Origin of the sequence: Hydrocoleum sp. CS-953 (genome assembly GCF_002260545.1) — a bacterium.
In the GTDB taxonomy this organism is placed as follows: domain Bacteria; phylum Cyanobacteriota; class Cyanobacteriia; order Cyanobacteriales; family Microcoleaceae; genus Trichodesmium.
Window position 1 is genome coordinate 1 of the sequence record NZ_LGSU01000114.1, and the last position, 2,207, is coordinate 2,207.

Genomic DNA, 2,207 nt, shown 5'->3' on the forward strand with positions numbered 1-2,207 from the left:
CTCCCCACACTTCCCACACTTCCCACACTCCCCACACTCCCCACACTTCCCACACTTCCTACACTCTCTCTACTATTACTATAGAGCGATCGCTTGGTAGTATTTTCTGAGATTAACTTATCAACTGAGCAAAGTAGCCAGTATCTAAGGTCGGAATGCTGGTCAATGTCAGATTTTCTGCCACATGGCCAGGAGATTTCATCCCTACTAAAGCGGAGCATAAACCAGGAACGCTACGGGTAAATTGGAGAGCGCGTACCGCATCTGTTGCCAGGTTTTCGCCAAGGGCGGTCATAATTTTTTGGGGAAATTGCTTGAGGTTTTTAGCTTGAGCAATAGAAGCACTAGCGATCGCGTTAATGTTAAGTTGGTTTGCTGCAGTAATAGCGGGTAAAATTTTGCCGTCTAGAGGTTGAGTAGGAGTAATAATTGCTTCTGTCATTGCTAGGTTAACTGGTAGTTGGATGAATTGGAAGCGATCGCCTTTTCCACCTGCTATCTGTTGCGCAATAGATTTAGCTTTTGCTAAGTCAATGTGTTTTACATCTGTTGGTGGCACTCGAAAACCTTGCCAAGTNGTTTGCTGCAGTAATAGCGGGTAAAATTTTGCCGTCTAGAGGTTGAGTAGGAGTAATAATTGCTTCTGTCATTGCTAGGTTAACTGGTAGTTGGATGAATTGGAAGCGATCGCCTTTTCCACCTGCTATCTGTTGCGCAATAGATTTAGCTTTTGCTAAGTCAATGTGTTTTACATCTGTTGGTGGCACTCGAAAACCTTGCCAAGTAGCTATTCCATAAGCAGTTATTTTGCCAGCATCAACAGCTTTTTCTAACACTGAAAAAACTGCTTTGAGACGGTGATAAAATTCATCAGCAGGAATAATTCCTAACTGAGTTTCTGGGTTATGTAAATAATAAATATCAATAGTTTCTATACCCAAATTTATTAAGCTGCGTTCTAGTTGGTCTTGAATATATTCTGGGTGCATACAGTGAACTCCTGCCACCATATCTGTTGCTTGAATATTAAATTTAGGGTTATCTATATATTCTCGTTTAAACCACTCTTCTTTTTCTCGGTTAGGAATAAAACCACCTTTAGAACAAATAATTAATTCTTCTCGCGATACAGTTTTTGATTCTATTAATTCAAGCAGGGCTTCTTTGACACTCATTTCGCCGTGCTGAGACCGATAATTTATGGCAGTATCTATTAAATTTATCCCGTTTTTTACTGATTTAATAATTGCTTCTGTAACTAAATTATCTGTTGCTGGATCTGAGGAACCTAGATATGTACCAATACCTATTGAACTGGCAGTAAAGTTATTAAATTCTCGAAAGTGTTCTGGCGGACATTCTGTTTGATGAACTTGAGCATAATGCTTGGTTTTTATCGTTGTTGCTTTTCCTAAAATCACTTTTTTTTACTCCTAATTAAACAGTTTTGTCAAAAAAAATTCTTAACTGAATGGTATAATTCAATAATTAATAATTAATAATTACCTCTTCTGTAATAGAAGGATTGACTAAAAGGATTTTTTTTCTTTTTTCTCCATGAATGGAGAGGCTTTATACCTTAATTTTTTGGTAAACAGAATAATGTAGTTGTTGGTTTAAAAACTATCAGTCCTGTATAATAATTATTATCACACAACAAATAGTGCTAAAATGTGATAGTCAAGATAAACAAGAATTATCTTGCTTATCGAATCAATTTTAGTCATAAATAAAAAGGTAAAATATGGCAATACTCAAACTAGAAGACGGTACAATTTACACTCAAATCAACGATATTTCTCGTGAACTTAAACCCTTAAATGTAAAACTGAATCATTGGCCTGTAGGAGAGAATCCAGAAACTCATAATCTACTGGCAAAAGATGTACTGAGCGATGATGAAAAAGAACAATTATTACAAAGTTTGGATAACTATTTTGAGGAACTAAAAGAAAGTGCTGGTTATCAGTCACGAGACTTAGTGGCAATACATCCAGAAATTCCTAATCTTGATGCAATGTTATCAAAGTTCGATAAATGTCATACCCATGCAGATGATGAAGTACGTTATATTGTGGCAGGAGAAGGTATTTTTGGTTTTGTACGTCCTGACAATAGTCAAGTCGAATTAACAGTACAACCACAAGAATATATTAATGTACCAGCTAATACAGAACATTGGTTTTATTTAACAGAAAAAAAGATGG

The 2,207-nt window shown here is 36.2% G+C and carries 1 protein-coding gene and 2 pseudogenes; 1 reads left to right on the forward strand and 2 read right to left on the reverse strand.

All coding sequences use genetic code 11. From position 1 onward, the window contains the following. Positions 1 to 112: 112 nt before the first annotated feature. Together AFK68_RS00755 and AFK68_RS00760 are read right to left on the reverse strand one after the other, a co-directional pair. Positions 113 to 577 (reverse strand): annotated as a pseudogene (locus AFK68_RS00755) (aldo/keto reductase); the annotation flags it as partial. Position 578: 1 nt separating this feature from the next. Further along, positions 579 to 1,421 (reverse strand): annotated as a pseudogene (locus AFK68_RS00760) (aldo/keto reductase); the annotation flags it as partial. A gap of 323 nt (positions 1,422 to 1,744) precedes the next feature. Here AFK68_RS00760 and AFK68_RS00765 point away from each other — a divergent pair. Then, positions 1,745 to 2,207: acireductone dioxygenase (locus AFK68_RS00765; RefSeq protein ID WP_094670855.1), on the forward strand; the 463-nt coding region annotated here is incomplete at its 3' end.